Annotated in this window: 13 protein-coding genes; 6 read left to right on the top strand and 7 right to left on the bottom strand. The window is 59.7% G+C overall.

All coding sequences use genetic code 11. From position 1 onward, the window contains the following. Positions 1 to 214 precede the first annotated feature (214 nt). The 3 genes from AC27IO_RS05435 to AC27IO_RS05425 all read left to right on the top strand — a co-directional run bounded on the left by AC27IO_RS05435 (position 215) and on the right by AC27IO_RS05425 (position 3,504). The gene (locus AC27IO_RS05435; RefSeq protein WP_284395718.1) at positions 215 to 1,651 is read left to right on the top strand and encodes a coniferyl aldehyde dehydrogenase; all 1,437 of its coding nucleotides are present in this window, start codon (positions 215 to 217) and stop codon (positions 1,649 to 1,651) included. 119 nt (positions 1,652 to 1,770) lie between these two features. Beyond that, positions 1,771 to 2,292 (top strand): GNAT family N-acetyltransferase, encoded by a 522-nt coding sequence (locus tag AC27IO_RS05430; protein ID WP_092744242.1) that lies wholly within the window; start codon positions 1,771 to 1,773, stop codon positions 2,290 to 2,292. Positions 2,293 to 2,331: 39 nt separating this feature from the next. Further along, positions 2,332 to 3,504 (top strand): methyltransferase, encoded by a 1,173-nt coding sequence (locus AC27IO_RS05425; RefSeq protein WP_487088077.1) that lies wholly within the window; start codon positions 2,332 to 2,334, stop codon positions 3,502 to 3,504. 30 nt (positions 3,505 to 3,534) lie between these two features. On the opposite strand, the gene AC27IO_RS05420 is transcribed toward AC27IO_RS05425, so the two are convergent. Continuing rightward, complete coding sequence (locus AC27IO_RS05420; protein ID WP_284430088.1) at positions 3,535 to 4,020, bottom strand: hypothetical protein; 486 nt, start codon at positions 4,018 to 4,020, stop codon at positions 3,535 to 3,537. A gap of 193 nt (positions 4,021 to 4,213) precedes the next feature. On the opposite strand from AC27IO_RS05420, the gene AC27IO_RS05415 reads away from it, so the two are divergent. Together AC27IO_RS05415 and AC27IO_RS05410 are read left to right on the top strand one after the other, a co-directional pair. Next, positions 4,214 to 5,653 (top strand): YdgA family protein, encoded by a 1,440-nt coding sequence (locus AC27IO_RS05415; protein WP_498737713.1) that lies wholly within the window; start codon positions 4,214 to 4,216, stop codon positions 5,651 to 5,653. A 196-nt stretch (positions 5,654 to 5,849) separates the two neighbouring features. Further along, a complete protein-coding gene (locus tag AC27IO_RS05410) occupies positions 5,850 to 6,815 on the top strand; it encodes a tRNA dihydrouridine synthase (RefSeq protein WP_284430090.1) in 966 nt (321 codons plus the stop codon). Positions 6,816 to 6,928: 113 nt separating this feature from the next. Here AC27IO_RS05410 and AC27IO_RS05405 read toward each other — a convergent pair whose 3' ends face one another. From AC27IO_RS05405 to pilV, 6 genes are all read right to left on the bottom strand, one after another. After that, a complete protein-coding gene (locus tag AC27IO_RS05405) occupies positions 6,929 to 8,734 on the bottom strand; it encodes a phospholipase D family protein (protein WP_498737717.1) in 1,806 nt (601 codons plus the stop codon). 66 nt (positions 8,735 to 8,800) lie between these two features. Continuing rightward, positions 8,801 to 9,844, bottom strand: a complete 1,044-nt coding sequence (locus tag AC27IO_RS05400; protein WP_498737711.1) for a GspH/FimT family pseudopilin — start codon at positions 9,842 to 9,844, stop codon at positions 8,801 to 8,803. 50 nt (positions 9,845 to 9,894) lie between these two features. Continuing rightward, a complete protein-coding gene (locus AC27IO_RS05395) occupies positions 9,895 to 14,316 on the bottom strand; it encodes a pilus assembly protein (RefSeq protein WP_498737709.1) in 4,422 nt (1,473 codons plus the stop codon). A gap of 10 nt (positions 14,317 to 14,326) precedes the next feature. Further along, positions 14,327 to 14,965, bottom strand: a complete 639-nt coding sequence (locus tag AC27IO_RS05390) for a pilus assembly PilX family protein (RefSeq protein ID WP_284405979.1) — start codon at positions 14,963 to 14,965, stop codon at positions 14,327 to 14,329. Position 14,966: 1 nt separating this feature from the next. Further along, the gene (locus tag AC27IO_RS05385) at positions 14,967 to 15,998 is read right to left on the bottom strand and encodes a PilW family protein (RefSeq protein WP_498737707.1); all 1,032 of its coding nucleotides are present in this window, start codon (positions 15,996 to 15,998) and stop codon (positions 14,967 to 14,969) included. Beyond that, positions 15,995 to 16,672, bottom strand: coding sequence for a type IV pilus modification protein PilV (gene pilV / locus AC27IO_RS05380; RefSeq protein WP_284430095.1), 678 nt, complete (start codon positions 16,670 to 16,672; stop codon positions 15,995 to 15,997). Before pilV ends, AC27IO_RS05385 begins: the two co-directional genes overlap by 4 nt. Positions 16,673 to 16,809: 137 nt before the next feature. On the opposite strand from pilV, the gene ribD reads away from it, so the two are divergent. Beyond that, positions 16,810 to 17,922, top strand: coding sequence for a bifunctional diaminohydroxyphosphoribosylaminopyrimidine deaminase/5-amino-6-(5-phosphoribosylamino)uracil reductase RibD (gene ribD, locus AC27IO_RS05375; protein WP_498737704.1), 1,113 nt, complete (start codon positions 16,810 to 16,812; stop codon positions 17,920 to 17,922). Positions 17,923 to 17,948 lie beyond the last annotated feature (26 nt).

The following is a 17,948-nucleotide window of genomic DNA, read 5'->3' as shown; positions in this document are numbered from 1 at the left end:
GTGTCCTGAGCCGGCGGCGCGGCAGAGCGGTGGCCCGCTCGCCTGCCTCTGTGCTGGGACACCGGTGCCGGGCCGCGCCCGGGATCGCACCGCGCCCGGCTCGGCCTGGGCCAGCGGCCATCGGGCAAGCGTTTCCCCGCTTATTTTTCTGAATGAGGCACTTGGAGACCTGGATTTACAGGCGGTTGCAAGGGCGCTGCCTATGATGCGTGCAATGACCCCTGCCGATATCCGCCACCAGTTCGAAATCCAGCGGCGTGCCAGCCGGGACCATGCCGACGTGCCCCTGCTGGTGCGCCGAGAACGCCTGCTGCGGGTGCGCAAGATGCTGGACGAACATGGCCCGGTGCTCGCGGCGGCGGTGCAGGCCGATTTCGGCATGCGATCGCCGCGCCTGACCGAGGTGGCCGATCTGTTCGTGCTGCGCGCGCAGCTGTCGCACACGCTGCGGCACCTGGCCCGCTGGGCCAAGCCCCGCAAGGTCTTCACCCCGATGTTCCTGCAGCCGGCGCATGCCTGGGTGCAGCGGCAGCCGCTCGGCGTGGTGGGCGTGATCGCACCATGGAACTATCCCGTGCAGCTGGCGCTGGCGCCGGCCATCGGCGCCCTCGCTGCAGGCAACCGGGTGATGCTCAAGCCCAGCGAACTCACGCCCCACACCTCTGCGCAACTGGCCTCGCTGGTCTCGCAGTTCTTTTCGCCCGACGAGTTCTGCGTGGTGCAGGGCGATGCCGCGGTGGCGGCGCTGGTCGCCTCGCTGCCGTTCGATCACCTCGTGTTCACCGGCTCCACGGCGGTGGGGCGCAAGGTGGCGCAGGCCGCCGCCGTGCACCTGACACCCACTACGCTGGAGCTCGGGGGCAAGTCCCCGTGCATCCTCGATGCGGACTGCGACCTGCAGGACGCCGCGCTCAAGATCGCGCACGGCAAGCTGCTGAACGCGGGCCAGACCTGCATCGCCCCGGACTATGTGCTGCTGCCGCGCGGGCGCGAAGCCGCGTTCGGCGAGGCCTACCGCGCCGCCGTGGCACGGCTCTTTCCGTATTTCGAGGGCAACCCCGACTACGCCTCCGTCATCAACCCCCGGCAGCTGGCTCGCCTGCGCACCATGCTGCAGCAGGCGCAGACGCAAGGCGCCGACGTGCAGGTGCTCGAACCCGTGCCCGGCTCCCCGCCACCGCCCGCGCAGGGCATCGGAGACGGGGTGGGGCGGCAGATGCCGCCGGTGCTGGTCTTCAACGCCAGCCTGAACATGCAGGTGATGCAGGAAGAGATCTTCGGCCCCGTGCTGCCCGTGCTGGGCTACGAGCGGCTGGACGACGCCATCGCGCACATCAACGCCGGGCCGCGGCCGCTGGCGCTGTACTGGTTCGGCCGCAACGAAGCCGTGCGCGACGATGTGCTGCGCCGCACGGTGAGCGGCGGCGTCACGGTGAACGACACGCTCATGCACATCACGCACGACAACCTGCCGTTCGGCGGGGTCGGCGACAGTGGCTGGGGCGCCTACCACGGCGAGGCGGGCTTTCTGCGCTTTTGCCACCAGAAGTCGGTGCTGGTGCAATCGCGCTGGTCCATGGGCTCGGCGCTCTACCCGCCGTATGGCGCGCGTTTCGACCGCGTCATGGGCCTGCTGCGCCGCTGGCTTTAGCCGCCGCGGGGCCCTCGCACAGGGCCCGGGACAGCCGGGGGCTGGAGTGGAAAAACCATTTGCGGCGACAATGCCGCTCCTTTCGTTTTTTCATCCCCTGTTTTCGTCCCGTTTTTTCCATGTCCAGTATCCAGGTCCGTCCCGCCACGCTTCGCGATGCCAAAGCCATTGCACAGATCCATACCGTCTCCGCAGCCGAGGTATACCGTGGCTTGTTGCCTGACGACCAATTGAAATCCCTCTCTTCGGTCGAGAAGCGCCAAGCCTACTGGCGCGAGGCCATCGAGTACTGCGAGCCCCAGGTCCAGGTGGCCGTGGACGGCGACAAGATCGTCGGCTTCGTCGGCTTCGACCGCTCGCGCGATGAAAAATCGCGCCCCACCACCGGTGAAATCTGGGCCATCTACGCCGCCCCCACCCACTGGAGCCAGGGCGTGGGCGTGGCCCTTTGGGACGCCGCACGCGACGGCCTGCAGGAAGAGGGCTGCACCAACGTCACCGCCTGGGTGCCGCTGCGCAACGAACGCGCGCTGCGCTTCCATGAACTGGCCGGCTTCAAGCGCGAAATGTCCACGGCCAAGACCGCTGTCGTCGGCGGTGTGAAGATCGAGGAAGTGCGCCTCAAGCGCCCCTTGAACTGATCCGCCGCCTCCCCTGACTTTCCTTTTCGCACACCCTTCATGATCCACTGGACCGAGCACGGCGAGGAGCGCTCAGCGCCCTGGCGCAGCGAGAGCAACGCTGCGGCGCCCCGGCGCGTGGTGCTGGCCGACGACACGCTCGCGGCCGACACCGCCTATCGGCTGGCGTGCGAGGGCACGGGCCTGTTGTGGCACGGCGATTTCCAGAACGCGCGGCACCTGCTCCAGGCGCTCATGCGCCGCGCGGACAAGAAGCCCAAGGCCAAAGGGGCCAAGGGCGGTCGCAAGGCCCACGCCGGTGGCTCTGCAGCCGAGAGCACGATCCCTGCGCAGGCCTTCCATCTGCACCGGCAGGCCCAGGCGCAACGTGCGCGCACGCTGGGCATGCTGCTCGTGCCCGTGGAGGGGGACCGCACCATCGCGTTGCGCCGTGCGCCCGATTGGCGAGAGGCATTCGCCGAGGCCTGGGGGCCGGCCGACGGCACCGCCTGCGTGGTGTCGCTGCGCGAAATGCTGGGGCTGGTCGGGGCACACGAGTGGCGAAAGAAGGGTGTGGAGATTCCCGCCCTGGGCACGCCCCAGGCCCCGCGCCGCATCCATCCGCACTACGGCGTGTTCTCGCCCGTGCGCGGGGAGTATGTGGACCTGGTGGCCCAGGCGCCGCTACCGGCCAGGGATCTGGCCTTCGACATCGGCACCGGAACGGGCGTGCTCGCGGCGGTGCTGGCCCGGCGCGGCGTGCACCGCGTCGTGGCCACCGACCAGGACCCCCGCGCTTTGGCCTGCGCCCGCGACAACATCCATCGGCTGGGCCTGTCGGCCCAGGTCGAGGTGGTGCAGGCCGATCTCTTTCCCGAGGGCCAGGCGCCGCTGGTGGTGTGCAACCCGCCCTGGCTGCCGGGGCGTGCCAGTTCGTCCATCGAGCATGCGGTCTATGATGAAGACAGCCGCATGCTGCGCGGCTTTCTGTCGGGCCTCAAGGCGCACCTGGCGCCAGCCGGCGAAGGATGGCTGATCCTGTCCGATCTGGCGGAGCACCTGGGCTTGCGCTCGCGTGACCAACTGCTCGAATGGGTGGCCGGCGCAGGCCTGCGGGTGGTCGATCGGCACGAGGTGCAGCCCCGCCATCCCAAAGCCGCGGACGCTACCGATCCGCTGCATGCCGCACGTTCGGCCGAGCGCACCTCGCTCTGGCGGCTGGCTGCGCTGTAGGCACTGCGCCAAGCGCCACCGGTTTCCTTTTCACACCGGCAGCAGTTGCTCCATGCGCTCGCGCACGGCGGCAGCGCGTTCGGGGCCGGCCAGCAAGGTGATTTCATCCAGCAGCGCCTCGCTCACGTCCAGCATGCTGTCCCGGTCGCGCGCACCGCGCAGCGCTTCATGGAAATTGCGGGCCAGGTCGGCATTGCGCCGCGCGAACATGCGCTCGCAAATGTCGAACAGGTACATGCGGGCGCCGGCCAGCGAACGCAGGGCGTTCGACGGTGCCGGGGCTTCGTTCGTGGCGGCCGGCGCAGTGGAAGGCGCGGGCGTTGTGTTGGGGCTGGCCAGGTAACCCTGGCGCATCAGTTGCTCGACGATCTGGGCGCCGATGCCGTTGTACATGGCCTGCAGGTCCTTCATCGGCCGGCCATCGGCCAGCAGCAGCAGGGAGCGTTCTCGCAGGCTCAGTGTTCGCACGCCGGGGGACAGTTCCAGGCGGGCCTTGTCGGTTCTCAGGAGCAGCATGGAAGGGGCAAAGATCAGGCGGGAGCCTGATTGCACCGCACTCCCGTGACGTGGCGATGACGCCAGCAGGGCCACGCGGCTGCGTGCGGCCAATGCCCACGGTTCTGATGCCGGGTGCGGAACTTGCCGCGAAGGCCGGTGGTATTCTCGCGGGCTTCGCCCAGGGGGGAGAAGCATGCTGACGGAACACCCAATGAACAAGAAAACAATTGCAGGCGCCGCCGTGGCGCTGGCTGTCGTGGCCTATGGTGGCGCGACCTGGTATCTGGGCCAACGGGCCCAGTCGAGCTACCAGGAGGCGCTGGTCGATCTGCGCCAGGCCCTGGGCCCGGAGGCCATCGTTTCCGAGGAATACCACAAGGGCTTCTTCTCATCGCAGGCCAAGCTGGTGCTGCAGTGGACCCCGCCCCGCACGGCCGAGCAGGTGGAGGCCAATGTGCCGCCATCGCCGCCGTTGCGCCTGGCCGTGAACAGCACCGTGCACCATGGCCCGTTGGCGGGCCGCCGCCTGGCGGCCGCCGTGGTGGATTCGCGCTTTGCGCTGGATGGGCTGGACGCGCAGGCCACCAAGGACCTGGCCAAGGTGACCGCTCCCACCCTGACCACCGTGCACCACCTGACGGGCCTGCACGACCTCCATTTCCAGTTGCCCGCGGGTGAAGTCGGCAACGAGGAGATGACGTTGCGTTGGCAAGCCATGGTCACCGACATGACCCTCAGCGGGGACCGCAAGCACGTCAAAGGCAGCTTCCAGTGGCCCGAATTCGCGATGGTTGGAGTGCCCGGCGGTACCCCGGACGAGGAAGACGAAGAGGCCAGGCCGGCGGCCCGCATCACCATGGCCATGAAGGGCATGGACGGCACGTTTGAAAACGAGGTGATTGAAGGCATGTGGCTTTTCGGGCCCGGCACCGGCACGGTGCGGCTCGCGGAGATGGACGCCAGCAGCACCCCGGCCGCAGGCGGCGCGGCAACGTCCCTGTTCTCTCTGAAAGAAGTGGCCGGGTCGTCCACGATCGAAAGCAATGGCGCCACGATCAGCATCGCTACTGCGCTCAACGGCAAGGGCAGCATGGGCCCGCTGAATTTCGAATCGGTGGGCTTCGAAGAAAAGTTCCAGCGCATCGACCTGGAAACGATCAAGCGCTTTCAGCAGGCACTGATCGAGGCCTACCGCACACAGGGCCTGGCGAGCGCGGCCTCCCAAACGGAAGAGCGCATTCTGGCTTTGCTGGAAGAGAGCGCTCCCCGCCTGGTGGCAGCCCTTCCGGCTTACTCGATGAAACTCATGGCCACCTACCAAGGCCAGCAGGGGCAGATCGAATACGGTGGCGAAGTGCAGCGCGCTCCCTCGGCCGAAGAGGTTGCGCAGACGGGCTGGAAGGCCGCGTTGATCAAGGGCTCGATGCTGAATGCCAGCGCGCGTTTGCCCAAGGCGTGGATTGCGCCCATCGCCGAGGCCGCGGGCAAGAAAGACATGAAGAGCGAAGACATGGACGCCATGATCGGCATGGCCCAGGCGGCCGGGTTCCTGCGGCAGGAGGGCGACAATCTCACCAGCGTGGTGAAAATGGAAGCCGGCCAGGTCAAGCTCAACGGCAAGAGCATCGACCTGCCAAAGGGGACTTTCTAAAATAGCGTGCTTCGGTGGCTTCGGCCATCGGTCGGCTGCTCGCCAGGGCCCTTCGGGCCCTTTTTGTTTTTCCGGGCGCCGGGCCGTTCGTGGGGCTGCAGGCAGTCCTTTTCCTTGTCGTTACCTTCATCGGAAATTCCGGATTCACGGCCATGGGCGCTCGGCGCCGGTGGCGCAAAGGCCCATTCACGCTGCCATGACCTTGCTGCTCGCGCCCATGGAAGGGCTACTCGACTTCGTGCTGCGCGACGTGCTCACCCGCGTGGGTGGGGTGGACCGCTGTGTGTCGGAGTTCATTCGCATCACCGGCACCTTGCTGCCCGACAAGGTGTTTCTTCGCTACCTCCCGGAACTGCGCCATGGCGGCAGGACGCTGGCGGGCGTGCCGGTGCGGGCGCAGTTGCTGGGCTCCGATCCCGTCAGCATGGCCGAGAACGCGGCGCGCCTGGCGGCACTGGGACCCGAGGGGATCGATCTGAACTTTGGCTGCCCGGCCAACGTGGTCAACCGCCATGGGGGCGGTGCGGCACTGCTCAAGGAGCCGGAGCGCATCGCTGCCGTGGTCGAGGCGGTGCGCCGCGCCGTGCCGCCGCACCTGCCGGTGTCCGCCAAGATGCGGCTGGGCTACCACGATGCCTCCCTGGCCCGCGAATGCGCACAGGCCATGCAGGCCGGCGGCGCGTGCGAATTGGTGGTGCATGCGCGGACCAAAGCCGACGGCTACCGGCCGCCGGCCTATTGGGAGCAGATCCCCGCTGTGCGCGATGCCGTCTCCATCCCGGTGGTGGCCAATGGCGAGATCTGGACCGTGGCCGATGCGCAGCGCTGCCGCGAGGTGTCGGGATGCAGCGCCCTGATGCTCGGGCGGGGCATGGTGGCCGATCCCGGCCTGGCCCTTGCGATCCGCTCGGCGGACGCTGGTGACGCCGACGTGCCTGCATTGCCTTGGTCGGCGCTGCAGCCGCATCTGTCCGATTTCTGGCGTCTGGTTTGCGAAGACCTGGAGCCCCGCCAGCGCGCGGGCCGGCTCAAGCAATGGCTCAATCTGCTGCGCCGGCGGTTTCCGGAAGGGGAGGCGGCGTACCAACAGGTGCGCACCATGACGGATCAACAAGACATCACGCAATGGTTGCACCGGCAGCCGATGCCCGATCCGGCTTGAAACCAACTTGCCCTGAGGGTAGGGCGGCCCTGCCTCGGCTGAGTGCGGACCAGACGGTTCCGTCAGGTCGCACCTGAGGACATGGGCCCGCGAAGCAGGCCGCCTGTTTCGCGCTACAAAAGGTGATCCGGTGCCAATGGCCCCAGGAGCTTCAGCAGCAAACGCAGTCCCAGACCGGTATCGGGGTCCGTCGTGGCGTCTTCGAGGCCGCTGCCCTGGGGGGCTCGCCAAACCAATCCCTGTTCGGTCTTCTCCAGTCGCCAGGCGCCTTCGCGCATGGCGGTTTCGATCTGCTCTGACGCCATGCGGGAGAGGGCCCGGCTTTGGATCAGCAGGGCAATCTCGGTGTTCTGCAACTGGGAGCGCAGATCCAGGTTCATCGAACCCACCACCAGCAGCCGGCCGTCCAGCACCAGCACCTTGGAATGCAGCATCGACCGGGACTCGCCCGTGGCGGCGGCCCCCGATGAACCGAACGTCGACTTGAGGCCTGCCTGCTCGCTGCGCAGTTCATACAGCTGCACGCCCATGGCCAGCAATTCATCGCGGTGCCGCGCGTAGCCCACATGGGCAACCGGCGCATCGTTGGACGCCAGCGAATTGGTGAGCACCCGCACTCGGACTCCCCGTGCCACGGCATCGGCAAACGCCTTCTTCATGTCCTCGCCGGGCACGAAATAAGGCGAAATGATGAGCAGGTCCTGCCGTGCCTGGGCCAGCAACTGCAGAAGGCCGTCCACCACGGTTTCTCCTTGCGCTGCATGTTCTGCAGAGGCTTGGAGCGCCTGCGTCCGCGGTGTCGTGGGTGAGGGCGCGTTGTTGTCGGAATGGGAACCGGATGCGCTCACCTCGACGGCTGCCCCTGGCTTCATGTCGCCTACGGGAATGCCGCGCTCGCCTTCGGCGGGAATCTTCGCGGGTTGGTCCGCCAGCATGGCGGCCGGCGCCCAGACGAAGGCTGCCGCACCGAGGTCCATGGCTTGTTCGTTCCAGACGCGCTCACGTTGCGCCTGCGTGGGTCCATCGCTGGATGGGCGGGGCTCGCCGTCCGGCGGCTTGGGCCCGTCCCGCCGGTCGGAGGCCGCAGTGCGCGTCCCTGAAGGGGGGGCGTTGCTGTTGTCACCATCACCCTGTCGCTGCTGTTCGGACGCTGGCGCCTTCGAGGTCTGTTCGCGCAACCTTGCCAGTTCCTGCTGGGTGATGAGCGACTGCACGGGGTAGGCGCGCTGGTTGTTCCAGTAGCTGTCGAAGCTGCGAGACAGATCCTGGACGATGGGGCCCACGGCGAGCACGTCCAGATCCACGAAATTGCCCGAATCGGCATTGCCGAAATAGGCATCGCCCAGATTGCGCCCGCCCGTTACGCCCATCACGTTGTCCGCGATGAACAGCTTGTTGTGCATGCGTTGCTGCACCCGGGAAAAATCGGTGACAGAGCCCCACAAGCGCCCCAGCATCGAACCACGCGGCCCAGCGACCGGGTTGAACATCCGCATTTCCACATTGGGCTGGAACGCCATGCCCATGACCAAGGCATTGCGCCCCGTGCTGTGAAAGTCGTCCAGGAGAATGCGAACACGTACCCCGCGCCGTGCCGCCGCTGCAATGCCGCGCAGCAACCGCTCGCTGCTGGCATCCGCATGGATGGCGTAGTACTGCAGGTCCAGTGTTTTCTGTGCGTTCTCCACCAGGGCGAGGCGGCTGCCATAGGCTTCCTGGGGGCCGCTGAGCAGGAGAAAACCGGAGTCGTGGCGTGCTTGGTCAGCGCGGCGGCGATCCTCCAGCACCTTGGACAAGACTGTATTGCTGGCAGGTAACTCTGCTCGTGAGACAGGACGGTCGACTCTATCTGGCAGACCGGCACAACCTGAAATGAAGAGCAATGCGACGAGTGCTGAAATACCGCGCGAAATATACAAACTGGGATGTCTCACTCGTGAGGTTTTTATGGATGTGCCGGTGCTGTGGGCTGGATGGTTAGTTGGTCAGTTCGAAGCCGTTGCGGTACAGCTTGAGTCGGTCGATGGTTTGCAAGATCGTGCTCTGCCTGTCTTTGAAATAATGATTCTTCGCATCTCTTCATTTTGAGTGGCCGTCGATACATCATTCCGCTTGATGGTCAAGGTGAGATTTTCTGGATAACTTCCATCTTTTTTTCGAGAAAATCCGGAACTGTCAAATGTTAAATAAGGATCGGCGCCAGTGGCCGTACCGTTTCCCGATATGGTGAAATAACTTGCTGGGGCCTCTTGCTTCATGACAGTTCCATCCCCGCTTTCGCTATAGGTCTGGCTGCGATCCTTATCAACGAAAACGATCCAACCAGTACCCCAATCGGCACCACTGGCTGGAATGACATAGGCACTGGCATTTTGCTTCATTGCCTCTGCTTTTGCAGTATTGATGGCTACCAGAAGAGAGTTGGCAAGCGAAGATAGCTGAGAATTCCGCTGAAAGGCCTGGAACCCTGGCACGGCCACCAAAAGCAGTATTGCAGCAATGGCCATTGTTATTACCAGTTCAATCAGGGTAAAGCCATTCTGCGATTTTGATGTTTTACTCATGGCCAGCAAAGCCTGGGATTGCTTGTATTGCCGCTGCATTTTTTTTGTGCCATTGCTCATTAATTCCAGATTGCCGACGACAGGATCTGACTTTACTGGAGTCGCGATCACTCTCACGCATTGTGAAATGGGCAACGTCCCGGTGCCAGTTGCAGGGCATGTACTGGCAGACAGGAGGTAAGCCGCCGCAGACAAGCCTCCATCGCCAGAAAATGTTTTAAAGGGAACCGTGGAGGCCGTGACACCCCCGCAGGCAGTGGATGGAGAGGGGGCTAAGGCAGCAACAGTCCCGCTGCTGTTGCTGAATGCCAAGTAGCAATTATTTTGTGTCATGTATCGCTCCTGCTGCTGAAGAAGCTCTGCCAAGGCGGCCCGCCCTTGCGCTCGCCGGCCTTTCAGAATGGAGTCGTTGTAAGCAGGATAAGCAACTGCTGCCAGAATGCCAATCACTGCCACCACGATCATGAGTTCTATCAGGGTGAACCCCCGGTTTGCTTGCGCGTTCATAGCTTGACTCACTTGTTTTTCATGTCTTGGTAGTTGTTGATCTGGCGCCAGCTTAGACGACCCACGGCCTCGGTGATGCTGACGACCTGCGTGCTTGTGCTGGCGCCGGATTGCCCGATCGTTGTGCTCCTCAACGTCGTGGTTCTCCATCCCCGACCGGTGCTGTCCAGTGGAGTGGGCGGCGTTTCGGATTCATTCACGAAGAACATGCTCGGTCCCAACAGACCCACGGTCGAAAGGTTGTATTTCCCTGAGCCATCGCCAATGTTGACCACATAGGCATTGCTGGTTCCGGGCGTGTTGGTGCAAGTTCCGGTAGCACCAGTGGCGCCAGGAATGATCGTATTAAAGGTGGCATAAAGGCTGCCTTGGTCACCAATGGCACTGACCAATTTTTCTCCAGAAACCGGCATATCAAAATACCACCCAGAACGTTGTGTTGCATCGGTATCCGACATGGCCCGGCCCCATTTGAATGCACCCACCGTGATGACCCTTGTGCCGGTATTGATGGCGCCTTGTTTCAGCCGCGCCCGTCCGCTGATGACACTTGCCGCCGCAGGGGAACTGTCTGCAGCCGTAAGACCATTGTCGTAAACGGCATAGAAACTGTTGGTTGCAGTCGACGTGTTGTCTGTCGTCTCCAGATATTTTCCTGTGCCGAAGGTGACATAAAAAGTTTCCAAGCCGGATACTGTTGGTCCCGAGAATATGGCTGGTGCTGCAGTAATCGGTTGGATGGTATTGCTCGAATCTTTGGCAATATACAAGGGGTAGGGCACAGGCGACCCTGCAGTGCCTTTGTTGAATGCCGTCAATTTATTCATATTCCAATCGCTGGTAGGCAGATTTTTTGAAAAATCAAGTTTCCAGAGGTTGCCATGAAAGTCTCCCATGTAGATCTGCGTGACCTCGCCAGCACTGCCCCAGAGCGGCTGAAAATTGGCAAGCCCCGTCGCTTTGGTGGAGCTCAGCGTGCTATCGATGGGCAAGGATATCTTGAAATAATTGGTTCCCAAGGTCCACGAGGTTCCAGGCTGCTTGTCCAATGCCAGCAGGAAAAGGGCGGGCTGTCCGGTCGTACTAAATACCCCATTGACATCGGGCACGTAATTGTTCGCACCGCTTGCCACGACTGCAAACCAACGATAGGTGCTGGTGCTGGCGCTCCCGCTGGTTTTCAGCTTTAGAATCTGCGGTTTCCCGATTACCTGGCCCATATCTGCATCGTCGGAACGCTTGAATTCCCACATCACGTTGGAGGCAGCAAAATTGGACGGGTCAGACACATCCAATGCAAAAACCCCGGAACCTCCTCCGCCTGTTCCCGAGACCAGGACAGTTTTCCAATCGGATGCCGTGCCATTGAATGCCACTTGCGCCTCTCCCACAACTGGTGGCGCATCGACATAGCTTTGATGGTTAGTCACATAGCTCGTGTTTGTCAGTGCTGAGAGTTTGGGGCCCATCCAGCTGGGAATATAGGCAAACAATTCGTCGCCAGTACCCGCGTTGAATGAATGCAGCATGCCGTCATTTGCTCCAACAAAAACAGCTGGCGTGCGATTGTTATAGCTACTCCGGAAGGCAGCATACCCGGCACCGGAATAGGCCGCGGTAGGTGCACCTGAATACACAACGCTGGAGTTGACGATGTCTCCGAGCAACGAACTGCGCACCCGGAAAGGATTGCCTTCCTTGGTTCGGTCTCCCCTCAAAAAGCTGACACGCGCTGAACCTTGCCCATCTGAAGATGCGGTAGGTTCTGCTTTATTGAGATAGCCTTGCAAGGCGCTTTCAATCGTTGCCCAAGTAAATGACGCCGCCACTGGATTCGCATTTCCGGCGGTATTTCCCACAAAAATCTTGCGATTGGCAGCGGGCGAAGCCATCACCGACAAACGGTCTGCTGCGCTCCAGTTCTGAGAACCCACGTTGAGGCTGGTGCCGGAGGCTGTCAGAGGTTCGGCGACAACGTCTCCGCTCCAGTTACTCGTATCAAACTTGGCAGAATACACGACGCTTCCCGACGTGCTGCTGATGGTCGTGGTAGAGGCTGAACTGCCTGCGATGCTTCTGGCTTGGGTCGACGCCCTGCTGAAAATATCGTCAAAGGCTGAAAGGACGCCACGTGCACTACTTTGAAGGTAGTAGGTGCCAGCCTCGCCAGGATCATTTTGCTTTTGCCAGACATTGTTGTCATTGGTGCCGTCTTGGCGCTTGAAAGGATTGCCATAGGTGTTATACGGCCTGGCTGCAGCGTTGCTGGGATCCGATTCGAAGCCGCCATACTTGGAGGCCATGAAAAACTGATTGGCAAAACGGCGTGTTGAGACGTTGTTTTGGTCCCCGTACTCATTGACGTCGAAAAGGAACGTTTTGACTCGGAGTCCTGGACGCTGTTTTGCAGGGGCTGCGGTCCAATCGGTTCCACGAATGTCGTGCGTGTGAGACCAATATGCCGACCCCATGATCTGGCTGGTTTGGGTACCACTCGGCACGCTACCGTTGGCCCCATTGGGATTGCCAGTGGTTCGGGTCACATTTTGACCATCTTGATAGGTCGTTGCTTGATTTCGCTCAAAAGCTTGAACCGTACTACGCCATGCATTAATGTTTGGAATATTATTTGCCAAATCAGGCGTTGGCAGTCTGTTTCCGTCATGGGTGTTCACGTCTCCAATGACAACCACGTTGCTTTTCAAGCAAGAATAATCCGATGCATTGCTTCTGTTGTCATATGGGTCGGTCCAGGTCGAGTAAGCCGGATAACCATCATACATATCAGATGAAATATTGCTCGTCGCAGCGGTGCTTGGCTGCAAGCCTTGCAGGTATCTGATCGTCTCGTAATGGAGTTCACCGACAGGGTCATACATTTTGTAGCGACCAGGTACAGGTCCGGTTCTGCCAAATTTGTTCAGATAGTTGATGACGCCGCTAATGTTCGGCGTTTGACTGGTATTGTTGTCGGGATTGGATAGGAATACTCCGTTGTTGGCATTCCATTCTGCATTGGGATTCCCGCCGCTGGGGGTGTTGTCCTGTCCCGTGGTGCTGAAAGTTTTGCTGCCGACATATTTCATCGGTGCTCGAAGCACCCCGCCATAGCGGCCGTTGTTATAGCTTGCCGTCTGGTCCATAAGATAACCAAAGGCAGCCAATCGCATCTGATCACTGTATTTCTGAATAACACCGGTTGGCTTGTAATTGCCATTGGGGTACTGCCTGCACAAATTGTATGCAGCACGCACGTCTTGCAAAACGCCAGAGGTGGTATCGCAGACTTGAACGCGTGCATAGAAAAAGCCATCGCTATTCAAGTTTGCGTTCACAGGCGGTGTCCACGATCCGCTGTAGTTTCGGTAGTAACACTGTTTAGCAGTGCCGCTCTTCGGGTCGCCAAAGATGTCATTGGTACAAGCCACGCCATTCGATGCGGGAGCCACCTTCCAGTAATTCACACCATTGACTTTGACTCCATACCAAACCTCTTTCGTTCCTGTAAAACTGCAGGTATTATTTTCAGTGGCGCATTGAGTTGTACCGCCGGGTCGATCTGTTGATGCATCGCTGACCGGTCCCACGGATGAATTAGTGGTTGGCGCGCCCAATTTATATGATGCCGGGCCTGTCGAACAGTTTCCGGTATTGGAAGTGCCAAAATAGATTCTATTCAGGGTATTGGCTACCCATATATCGTTTCCATTGGCAGCTGTGATCATTGCTGTAGGGACAGCTCCCCAATAAGTCCCTGCACTTCCACCATTTTTTTGCAGTTGTTTGGCCGGAAAATTGCTGGTATTCCACATGCAGACCGGGTCACCATTAGGAATGACTGCCCGTTGAAGTATGGTCAGGGAAGAGTTGGTAGTGGCTGTATCAATGTATCGATCACCGCCTGACAATGCCAAGCGGAGCATATCAATGGCTGAACTGCTGGCCCAGTTCAAAAAATTGCCGCTGAAGGCATTGGTGCACTTCCGTGCGGTTGCAGCACCGCTGCGATCGAAACGCTTGTAGTCTGCCGTTGTCAAGCCGCTTGCAGGTGTTTCCGATGGAGAATCGTTATATACATAGCAACTTTCCGCGTCATAATATCCCAAATACTCATTTAAATTAGAATAAGTATTGTCTGTGGCGCCTCCTGAGGGGTATTGTGAGCCTACTGTGGGATATTCAACGGATAAAGCCAGAGCCAAAGTGGGCTTGTCCACTGCCGCTGCTGCGTAGAGTGGATCTGCGGAAATATTGATTGCAGGTATGGAGGGCGCAGTGCCCGCGCTGAATGCAACAAATGAAATGGTTGCCATGATTGGCACGGCTGCCAATGCAATCCACTTCGTAGAAGACGATTTTTGAATGCTCTCTTTGCAGCCTGCAATTATTTTTATTGCTGCCGCAGTCCTGGAGGTATCAGAGTTGTTCATATAGTCCTCTTTAATTTCTGAAAATTACTTGCGATACTGTTTGAGTATCCGCATTCGGACCAAAGCCCATGGCAGTGATTCTGTAAATATACTTGACGTCTTTTGGATCTTTTGTGCGAGACATGGAGGGATCGGGAATTGGCTCTATCACATAGCGCGGAGGTTGAGCGGGCTGAATTCCTGCATTTCCAGATGGAAATGTCCGTCCTGTATAGGTTCCGAATACAGTGGTAGGCGCACTGTTTGATGTATTCGTGAAGTCCACGGCCAACCAAGCCGGCTTACCCGTGGCATTGAGGGCACATAACCCAATCGTGTTGCCAGATGTACCGCAGTCCTGAACAAACTGCGCAATATCTGTACTGCCTCGTTTGAAGATGCTATTTCTCTTGGTGGAAGAGCTCGCAGGTTGTCCCAAGATGTCAAATTCCGCATCCATCAATGCAGCTTCGGTGGATTGCCAAGCAATTTGAGTATCTCGGTCATTTCGGGTGCCGCGCTCCGCCATCATCGAAATCTGCACTCCTGATATTCCCAATATGGAAACAATCACCAGCAACAGCATCACTACAATTAATGACGCTCCTTGTTCTTTTGAAGCCCGGGGTAAAACTGCGAATTTCACAGATAAATCTTGGAATTTCAGCATGCTAATTGTCTTGTTGATAGTTGCGCAGGTGTACCGTGAATGTAACGGTTTGTCGCAATCTTCCATCGGATGACGTGAAAACGGTGCCTGGATCATTGGTGGCGTCTGCCAGGCCGCTGCCTATCGCGCCAGAATTGGAACCTTTGGCAATGCCCAGCGGATAGAGGGTTTGAGAGCTCTTGTCAATAGCCGAGCCGCTGGGGCCTCTGATAACCATGCCGATGCGCAGGCTCCTGACGCGTCGCCAATTGGAATAGCTGACGGCCGCATTTGACGTGTTGGTGATCTGGTCGGCCCTTAAATAACGCTCAGGCCCATTTTCTGGTGAACTTGCTGCACTTGCCGGTAAAGTGGCGTTGTTCGGGCCGATACCATCAACCCCGTAAAGCACCTGAAAGTTTTCCACGCCCCTGATCAGGGGCTCCGCTTCCAGAGAACCGGTTGAACCAATATGGGTGCACATGAGAGACGGATCGCCGTCTTGTCCGATACCAACGTGCAATATGCTCAATATGCGATCATATCGATCAACGGGTACCGTTGACGGTGCCACCCCCATGCAATCAATCATGGTTTGATCGGAAGTCGTGGCTGTCGGCACCAGTTGGCTGGTTTGATTTCTCAACACCAGAATATCACTGCCTGCACCTACGCCTGAGCCCCAATTTGAGCTTTCATCCCATGCGTCAGTTTCACTGCGTTTTTGGTTATTGATACCGTAGATGTTTGGCGGTGGATTCGATTCAATGCCAGCAGTACTATTGGGTACTGGAGTGGCCGCGTCTCTCACATCCTTATATCCCGCCTGTACGCCCAAGCGTTGAATCAGATCGACGGCAAATCTGCTGTTGTCTCGAAGTTGTGACGCTGCATCCACGCTGCTGAAGCCCTGCCTCGAAACGACCAATGCTGCTACTGCGACCAGCACAATCAGTAAGCTGATGACCATTGCCACCATCAGTTCGATAAGGGTTAAGCCCCTTTGCTGCCCCTTGGTTGCCAAATAATGTGGCGTGTAGTTGTTTTTTTTCATATTGAACTGGCGTTGCCACTAGTGACTGGGAAAATAATGTAGGGAACGCTTCCTGAGCTACTGGCCTGCTCCAATACGTCGTTTCCAGTTTTACTTCTATCAGTGGAATTGCGAGTCCATCCAATTTTTATCACGGCGATCTCATTCGCAGTGGCTCCTGATGAGGTACAGGCCCACTGGGGTATTCCATTGCTGTTGTACGGGGCACTGTCAAAACAGATAACTACGCGAGCTCCTGGCAGGGTGTTGTCTACCCGGGCGAGCCAATCCGTCATCTCGGCATTGGCAATATCAGTCGCTGATGTGCAACCCGTGGAAGCATTGCCCACGCTCAAGCAATACGATGGAGTGGCTGGCACCATGGACCCGCTCGACAGTGAAACAAGATACGGGTTATCGGCAGTTGTTGTCTTTACACCGATTTCTTTATTGCCCCGCATCATCTCCGCCAACTCTCTTGCCAACATCGCTGCTTGTGCTTGCAGTCGAGCCTCTCTATTGGATTGAAGGGCGAAAGCCTGCATGCCAACCAAGCCCAGCATGCCGAAAGACAGCACCATGATCGCGACCAAGACTTCAACCAAGGTGAAGCCCCGGGATTGCCTGATAGGTCGTGGACAGGAAAGGGTTTTGGCGGCCAGCCTGGACGGTGGTAACAGGGCAGAGAATGTCATGTGCGAATGTTACGGAGGTCTCCTTCAGTTCGCCCGCCCCTCCTGTGCCGTTGGCTCCATAAGGCTGACCGTTTGGCGGCAGAATGGGCGGCTGCCCGCCAACCGTGGCATCCAAGACTGGAGTTTTCTCAGGCCGTATGAACAAGTCAGCAGAGTCAAATTTCATGAGGAGGGCATTGGAGCTGGCGCAGCAAGGCCTCTTTCGAACCTCGCCCAATCCACGAGTCGGCTGCGTGATCGTCAATGCTTCTGGCACGGTGCTGGGCGAAGGATCTACACAGCCGGCAGGTCAGGCGCACGCTGAAATCATGGCGCTGCGCGATGCCCATGGGCGTGGGTTGTCGGTAGAAGGGGCCACTGCCTATGTCACTTTGGAGCCCTGTTCGCATCATGGGAGAACCGGTCCGTGCTGCGATGCTTTGGCTGACGCGGGATTGAGCAAGGTGTTTGCCTCTATCACCGATCCCAATCCCATGGTGGCGGGGCAAGGGGTGAGCAGATTGCGCGAGCGTGGCGTGGAAGTAGACGTGGGCCTTGAATCGCAAGCATCCCGCGAGTTAAACCTGGGCTTTTTCAGCCGCATGATCCGCCGACGCCCCTGGGTTCGCATGAAGGCAGCTGCCTCTCTGGATGGCTTGACGGCCTTGCATGGAGGTGAAAGCCAATGGATCACGTCGCCCTTGGCGCGCTCCGATGGCCATGCCTGGCGTGCGCGGGCGTGTGCGGTGTTGACTGGCATCGGCACCGTTCTGGCGGATGATCCACGGCTGGATGTCCGGGAGGTCGAGACTCCTCGCCAACCTGACCTGATTTTGTTGGACAGTCAGTTGAGGGTGCCATTGCACGCGGCCATTTTCAAAGCCGAGCGCCGGGTTTTTATTTACACGGCCATCCAAAACCCTGAAAAGGAGGCGTTACTCGCCTCGCGCGGTGTCACCGTGCTGCATTTGCCCAATGCGGAAGGGCACATCGACCTGGCTGCCCTGATGTTGGATCTGGGTCGCCTGCAAATGAATGAAGTGCATGTGGAAGCGGGCAGCCAGTTGAATGGCGCGCTACTGCAAGCGGGGTTGGTGGACGATGTGCTGCTTTATCTGGCCCCCAAATTGTTGGGGCCTGGATTGGGCATTGCGCACCGGGTGGCATTGTCCAAGCTATCCGACGGAACCGACATGGCATTCCAATCGGTCGAGATGGTCGGCCCGGACCTGCGCGTGGTCGCGCGGCTGTCCGGCCACGCTGATTTTTAAGACCCGATTTTCGCTTTGGCTTTTTG

The sequence above is a fragment of the Acidovorax sp. KNOB132 genome, assembly GCF_057541515.1.
This window is presented reverse-complemented; position numbering and strand designations above follow the sequence as displayed.

Bases quoted from the DNA above. Each gene is read 5' to 3' on its own strand.
- AC27IO_RS05435 (WP_284395718.1), top strand. From the start codon at position 215: ATGACCCCTGCCGATATCCGCCACCAGTTCGAAATCCAGCGGCGTGCC.
- AC27IO_RS05430 (WP_092744242.1), top strand. From the start codon at position 1,771: ATGTCCAGTATCCAGGTCCGTCCCGCCACGCTTCGCGATGCCAAAGCC.
- AC27IO_RS05425 (WP_487088077.1), top strand. From the start codon at position 2,332: ATGATCCACTGGACCGAGCACGGCGAGGAGCGCTCAGCGCCCTGGCGC.
- AC27IO_RS05420 (WP_284430088.1), bottom strand. From the start codon at position 4,020: ATGCTGCTCCTGAGAACCGACAAGGCCCGCCTGGAACTGTCCCCCGGC.
- AC27IO_RS05415 (WP_498737713.1), top strand. From the start codon at position 4,214: ATGAACAAGAAAACAATTGCAGGCGCCGCCGTGGCGCTGGCTGTCGTG.
- AC27IO_RS05410 (WP_284430090.1), top strand. From the start codon at position 5,850: ATGACCTTGCTGCTCGCGCCCATGGAAGGGCTACTCGACTTCGTGCTG.
- AC27IO_RS05400 (WP_498737711.1), bottom strand. From the start codon at position 9,844: ATGATCGTGGTGGCAGTGATTGGCATTCTGGCAGCAGTTGCTTATCCT.
- AC27IO_RS05395 (WP_498737709.1), bottom strand. From the start codon at position 14,316: ATGAACAACTCTGATACCTCCAGGACTGCGGCAGCAATAAAAATAATT.
- AC27IO_RS05390 (WP_284405979.1), bottom strand. From the start codon at position 14,965: ATGCTGAAATTCCAAGATTTATCTGTGAAATTCGCAGTTTTACCCCGG.
- AC27IO_RS05385 (WP_498737707.1), bottom strand. From the start codon at position 15,998: ATGAAAAAAAACAACTACACGCCACATTATTTGGCAACCAAGGGGCAG.
- pilV (WP_284430095.1), bottom strand. From the start codon at position 16,672: ATGACATTCTCTGCCCTGTTACCACCGTCCAGGCTGGCCGCCAAAACC.
- ribD (WP_498737704.1), top strand. From the start codon at position 16,810: ATGAACAAGTCAGCAGAGTCAAATTTCATGAGGAGGGCATTGGAGCTG.